We start from the raw sequence: 5,896 nt of genomic DNA on the forward strand, positions 1-5,896 counted from the left end.
AACGCTCACATTACCAATTTGAATTGACACATAAAATTAGAAATAATGCCGAGTTCCGGATTATGCCGCGCTGACATCTGAAAGCACATGTTTTGATAGGCTTTCGGCAAGCTACATCTGCATAAGACTGTCGTGAGAAACAGCGGCCATTCGTGACTTGCGTAGCGTGGGTCTTGAAGGAGCCCTTTTTCCATTTGTTCTGCGATGCGGCTAATGTCTGCTCTGGAGCTTGACGGCGCGGAAAACCGGGTTTAAAAAAGCGGTTCCGGGGGTCCGCAAGAACCCCGTGAGGCGCCAGCCCAATCTTGCATCCATCCAACCTGTTCATGGAGGATGCTTTATGGCGTCATACAATGAAATACCCGTATCGACCTTGGCCCGCTTGGTGGGGACACCCGATTGTCCCGTACTGCTTGATGTACGCATTGACGAAGACTTCGATGCGGACCCGCACCTGATCCCTAGCGCGATGCGTCAACCATTTCTCGATGTGCGTGACCTTGCCGATGATCTCGCGGGCCGTTCGGTCGTCGTCTACTGCCAGAAAGGCCTGAAGATTAGCCAAGGTGCCGCCGCATTGTTGCGATCAGTCGGCGCGAAGGCGGAAATCCTCGAAGGTGGGCAATTCGCCTGGAAAGATGCCGGGCTTCCGATGGTTCTTGCGGAAAAACTTCCACCGTCTGATGCCAGCGGATGCTCGGTCTGGGTAACGCGTCACAGGCCAAAGATCGACAGGATTGCTTGTCCCTGGCTTATTCGCCGGTTTGTCGATCCGAATGCCCAAATACTGTTTGTCGCCGCATCGCAGGTCCTCAACGTCGCAGAACGTTTCAATGCGACGCCCTTCGACGTTGAAAACGTATTCTGGAGCCATCGCGGCGAAAAATGCACGTTCGACACGATGATTGAAGAGTTCGGCATCAGCCATAGTGCGCTTGAGGGATTGGCCGTGATCGTGCGTGGTGCCGACACCAACAGGCATGATCTGGCACCTGAAGCAGCGGGACTTCTTGCTGCCTCACTAGGCCTATCTCGAATGTATCGCGACGACCTGGAACAGCTCGAAGCTGGCATGATGCTCTACGACGCATTCTATCGGTGGGCACGCGATGCCACGGATGAAGGGCATGACTGGCCCGCCGCGTTGAAGAAGGCGTAGGTCATGAGTGGTTCCAGTAACGTCCTGAGGGACGAAACCCCGACGCTTGCGGAAGCAACACGGGTTTGGTGGAAGATCGGCATCCTATCGTTTGGCGGTCCCGCCGCCCAGATCTCGCTCATGCATAAGGAGGTCGTTGAAGACCGCAGTTGGCTCTCTGAGCAGCAATTCCTGAATGCGCTGAGCGTTTGCATGCTCTTACCCGGCCCCGAGGCGATGCAGTTGGCTACCTATGCCGGGTGGCGGCTGCATGGCACGTTCGGCGGCTTGATCGCCGGGCTGCTGTTCGTCTTGCCTGGAGCCGCCGTGATCATGTTGCTGGCGACGATCTACAGCATCTTTGGCGATGTACCGCTTGTGGAGGCACTGTTTTACGGAATCAAGGCTGCCGTTCTGGTGATCGTGGTCGAGGCATTGTTGCGGGTCGCGAAAAAGGCACTTTCACAGCGTGTGCATTGGCTGATTGCGGCGTTGGCGTTTGTCGGGATATTCTTCTTGTCGATCCCCTATCCGCTGATCGTCCTAATGGCGGGCCTGTGCGGCTGGTTCATGAGAACCGTGGACATGGATCGGAAGGCTGTGGACATGGCGCACGTGTCGGTGGGTAAGACGAGCCTTACGATCGCAACATGGTTGGCGATCTGGCTACTGCCACTGCTTGCCCTCGGATGGTCGGGTGCGCCCGGCATCCTGGTCGAGGTCGGCAGCTTTTTTTCCATGCTCGCTGTCGTGACCTTCGGCGGTGCTTATGCTGTTCTCGCCTACATGGCACAAGATGTCGTTGTCCAATTCGGCTGGCTAACCGCAGGTGAAATGGTCGACGCCCTTGGGTTGGCGGAAACGACACCTGGCCCGCTAATCCTGGTCACGCAATTCGTCGGGTTTCTCGCCGGCTTCAAGGACGGTGGACTTCTGCTTGGCCTGAGTGCTGCCGTAGTGGCGCTTTGGGTGACCTTCGCCCCGTGCTTTCTCTGGATACTCGTTGGTGCACCTTACATCGAATGGATATCGAACCAACCACGACTGAAAGGTGCCCTTAAGGCAATCACCGCCGCCGTCGTGGGTGTCATCCTAAATCTTTCGATCTGGTTTGCACTGCATGTCCTGTTCTCTGGCGTGAACCGGCAGAAGCTGGGACCCATAACGCTTTGGCGGCCGGACCTTGCAACCATCGAATGGCTCGCCGTAACCCTGTTCCTCCTCAGCAGCTTCCTGGCCTTCCGGTTGCACTGGGGTATCATCAGGATTCTGTTGGTTGCGTCGTTTCTTGGAGCTGGTTTGAAGCTGTTCCTCTGAGACCTGCCCGAAGAACATGAAAACTCGGATCGCCTTTGTAACGTGCCATTCCCGTAGTGCGGTCCGGGCAGGACAGCATACCTTGTACGCTGCATCCAGAAAGGGAACGTTTTCCAGACAGGTGAAAGCCCGAATGCCAATCTCCGATTGAAAACTGTTAATTTGTCTGTATACCGCGTCTTGAAATCAACGTAATATTCTGCTCCTCAAAAACGGCTTTCCGGACGGTGCGCCATGCGTATCGGCTATGCACGTGTCTCGACCGACGATCAAAATCTTGACCTGCAAAATGATGCTTTGCGGGAAGCCGGTTGTGAGCGCATTTTTCGGGACAAGGTGAGCGGCGCCAAAACTGATCGTCCAGGGCTTGATCGCACCTTCGAAGAATTACGTCAGGGCGATGTGCTGGTTGTCTGGCGTCTGGATCGCCTTGGACGGTCCCTGAAGGAATTGATTGCGCACGCCGAGATGCTGGCCGAACGACAAATCGGTCTGCGATCAATTACCGAAGCGATTGATACGACCACCAGCGGCGGCAAGCTGGTCTTTCATATCTTTGCAGCCTTGGCTGAATTCGAACGCAACCTGATCCGGGAGCGAACGAAAGCCGGTTTGGAAGCCGCAAGATCGCGCGGCCGGAAAGGCGGTCGCCGTAAGGCACTGACCAAAGACAAGCGTCGACACGTCGTGGACCTGTATCGATCAAGACAGCACAGTATTAAAGAGATCTGCGATCTGATGGGTGTGTCGCGGGCAACCGTCTATACCTATGTCGCGGAATTTGCCGATAGCATTGATGGCGAGGCCGACAATGAAAGGTAGGGCCGCACGCATACCGGCCGAGGCACTTCTGGCGCTTCGGACCAGATTGTCTTCTCTGCCCGCGCGAGATCCTGGCCGGGCCAGCGCTGTTGCACGAACAGCCGAATTATATGGTCTCAGTATATCATCGGTCTATCGCCAGTTACGAAACTTGCAACGCCCGAAAGGCATGCAGCGTTCTGATAGCGGCGAGCCGAGGGTCATGTCGCGGTTAGACATGGAGCGATATTGCGAGATCGTTGCCGCCCTGAAAATCAGAACTGAGAATGGCAAAGGTCACAAGTTGTCGACGAATGAAGCCATCCGGTTGCTTGAGGATCACGGTATTGAGACGCCCGAAGGTTATGTGCAAGCCCCTAAAGGAACGCTGGCGACATCTACCCTGAACCGGTGGCTTCGGAACTGGGGATATGATCATCCCCGGATGATACGCGGCCCGGCTGCGGTTCGGTTTCAGGCCAGATATTCCAACGAACTCTGGCATTTCGACATGAGTCCGTCCGACCTTAAGGAACTTGACCAGCCGGAATGGATTGAACCCGGACGCGGAGCACCAACCCTGATGCTCTATAGCGTGGTAGATGATCGTAGTGGTGTTTCCTATCAGGAATATCGCTGTGTGTATGGTGAGGATGCGGAATCTGCCTTGCGGTTCCTGTTCAACGCCATGGCAGCCAAAGAAGGCACCACACTTCAGGGCAGACCGTTAGGACTGTATCTCGACAATGGACCAGTTGCCAAAAGCATCGTGTTCCAGACCGTCATGGGACATCTTGGTGTTGATTGGCGTACTCACATGCCTCGCGGCTCGGACGGTCGACGGGTTACGGCGCGATCCAAGGGCAAGGTTGAACGTCCGTTCCTGACCGTCAAGGAAGCTCATGAAACCCTGTATCACTTTCATCGTCCCAAAACAGAGGCCGAAGCCAATAGCTGGTTGTTGAACTTTATTAACCGCTACAATGACAAACCGCATCGCCATGAAGCCCATAGCCGAACGGAAGACTGGTGTTCAAACTTGCCCGCGCAGGGCCTGCGCGAAATGTGTTCCTGGGAACGGTATTGCGCTTTTGCCCGGGAACCGGAACGTCGAACGGTTGCAGCGGACGCCCGCATTCATCTGAAGGGAGCCTATTATGAGGTAGACCCGGATCTGGCGGGTGAAGAAGTTTTATTGTGGTGGGGATTGTTCGATCAAGAACTGTTTGTCGAGTTTGGCAATAAACGCTATGGCCCGTATCGCCCGGTCGGTGGACCGATACCTTTGCACCGCTATCGCAAACAGGCCAAATCGCCCCGCGAGAAGCGTGCCGACAAAGTAGCCGACTTGGCGGCCAGAATATCGGTACCGCGTTCGGCCTTTGCCGGGTCGGAACAGGTGTTTTCCAGCGCAGAGATTATCCCCCTCGTTGAAGCAACGTTTGAAGATCCGGACCCGTGGCACCAGTTCAGTTATGCCAGCACCCTCGATGCGCGTCGCGGCATTGCGGATTTGTTGGAAAAACCGCTGGCGCGGTTGAGTGCCGAAGACCTTGAATTCATCGAGGAGCTTGTCACCACCACGACAAACAAACGTGAAATTTCTACGGCGATCAAAACACGGTTCGGCAAGAACCCTAAAACATAGCAGGAGGCTGTCATGCTAACAGCGGATGTCAGGGCATTTTATGGCATCGAGAAGGACTGGGCGCTGGCCGGTTTTTTCGAAACGGAATGGCACCGCCAGATGATGGCCGACCTGCGGGCGGCCATTCTGGCCGGTCGGCTGGTTGCCATCACAGGATCAGTTGGTGTCGGAAAAACCATGATGCTAAACAGGCTTCAGACAGAGTTGTCCGCAAGCAAAGATATTCTCGTGGCCCGCAGCCTGTCGATCGACAAACCGCGTGTTGTTCTGCCAGCCCTTCTGACCGCAATCTTTCTCGATGTCTCCGGTGATGCGGATGTCAAAGTGCCGACACAACCCGAAAAGCGGGAACGCAAACTTCAGGACCTCATCAGGAAAATGAGAAAAACCGTCGTTCTGTTCATCGACGAAGCTCATGACCTGCATGGAAACACGCTGACCGGTCTCAAGCGTCTGATGGAAATTGTCCAGGCAGGGGACGGGGTTCTGTCTGTCGTTCTGGTTGGCCATCCCCGCCTGCGGAATGATCTGAACAAGGCGACAATGGAAGAGATCGGGCATAGAACCACCAAGATCATGTTTCAGGGGCTTGGCGATGACAGTCGCAAATATCTCGACTGGCTGCTGAAGCAGTGCCGGACCAAAAACACTAGGCAAGGAGACATTATTGCGGACGATGCGCTGGATCTGATGGTCGAGCGCCTGTCAACACCGCTTCAGTTTACCGAACATCTGACACGCGCTTTCACCGAAGCCTACAAGCTTGGCGCCAAGCCTGTCACCCGGGAAATTGTCGAAGAAACAATTGCGATCGGCTATGACGATCTGGATGCCCGACTGGCACGGCTTGGATACAATGCCAAGACACTGGCGGAGCAATTCGATACCCGGCTTCCGGAAATGCGCAAGTTCCTGAAAGGACACCTGGATTCCGAACGGACCCAGGAACTGGGGCAGATGATGCGACAGGCCGGATTGCCGATATAATCTTC

Annotated in this window: 5 protein-coding genes; all 5 read left to right on the plus strand. The window is 55.3% G+C overall.

What is annotated here, in order from left to right; all coding sequences use genetic code 11:
- The first annotated feature begins 340 nt into the window (after nucleotides 1–340).
- The 5 genes from WA429_RS20585 (at nucleotide 341) to WA429_RS20605 (ending at nucleotide 5,891) form a co-directional block, all read left to right on the plus strand.
- The gene (locus WA429_RS20585) at nucleotides 341–1,159 is read left to right on the plus strand and encodes a chromate resistance protein ChrB domain-containing protein (RefSeq protein WP_114099729.1); all 819 of its coding nucleotides are present in this window, start codon (nucleotides 341–343) and stop codon (nucleotides 1,157–1,159) included.
- Between the two features lie 3 nt (nucleotides 1,160–1,162).
- Nucleotides 1,163–2,455: a chromate efflux transporter gene (chrA, locus tag WA429_RS20590; protein WP_114099728.1), complete on the plus strand. Its 1,293-nt coding sequence runs from the start codon at nucleotides 1,163–1,165 to the stop codon at nucleotides 2,453–2,455.
- Between the two features lie 234 nt (nucleotides 2,456–2,689).
- Nucleotides 2,690–3,277: a recombinase family protein gene (locus WA429_RS20595; RefSeq protein WP_062956558.1), complete on the plus strand. Its 588-nt coding sequence runs from the start codon at nucleotides 2,690–2,692 to the stop codon at nucleotides 3,275–3,277.
- A 10-nt stretch (nucleotides 3,278–3,287) separates the two neighbouring features.
- Nucleotides 3,288–4,904: a DDE-type integrase/transposase/recombinase gene (locus tag WA429_RS20600; protein WP_082923407.1), complete on the plus strand. Its 1,617-nt coding sequence runs from the start codon at nucleotides 3,288–3,290 to the stop codon at nucleotides 4,902–4,904.
- A 12-nt stretch (nucleotides 4,905–4,916) separates the two neighbouring features.
- Nucleotides 4,917–5,891, plus strand: a complete 975-nt coding sequence (locus WA429_RS20605) for an ExeA family protein (protein ID WP_062956556.1) — start codon at nucleotides 4,917–4,919, stop codon at nucleotides 5,889–5,891.
- Nucleotides 5,892–5,896 lie beyond the last annotated feature (5 nt).

This window comes from Thalassospira sp. CH_XMU1420-2, assembly GCF_037029325.1.
Lineage (GTDB): Bacteria > Pseudomonadota > Alphaproteobacteria > Rhodospirillales > Thalassospiraceae > Thalassospira > Thalassospira povalilytica.

Coding starts and splice junctions, on each gene's coding strand:
- WA429_RS20585 (WP_114099729.1), top strand. CDS start 341: ATGGCGTCATACAATGAAATACCCGTATCGACCTTGGCCCGCTTGGTG.
- chrA (WP_114099728.1), top strand. CDS start 1,163: ATGAGTGGTTCCAGTAACGTCCTGAGGGACGAAACCCCGACGCTTGCG.
- WA429_RS20595 (WP_062956558.1), top strand. CDS start 2,690: ATGCGTATCGGCTATGCACGTGTCTCGACCGACGATCAAAATCTTGAC.
- WA429_RS20605 (WP_062956556.1), top strand. CDS start 4,917: ATGCTAACAGCGGATGTCAGGGCATTTTATGGCATCGAGAAGGACTGG.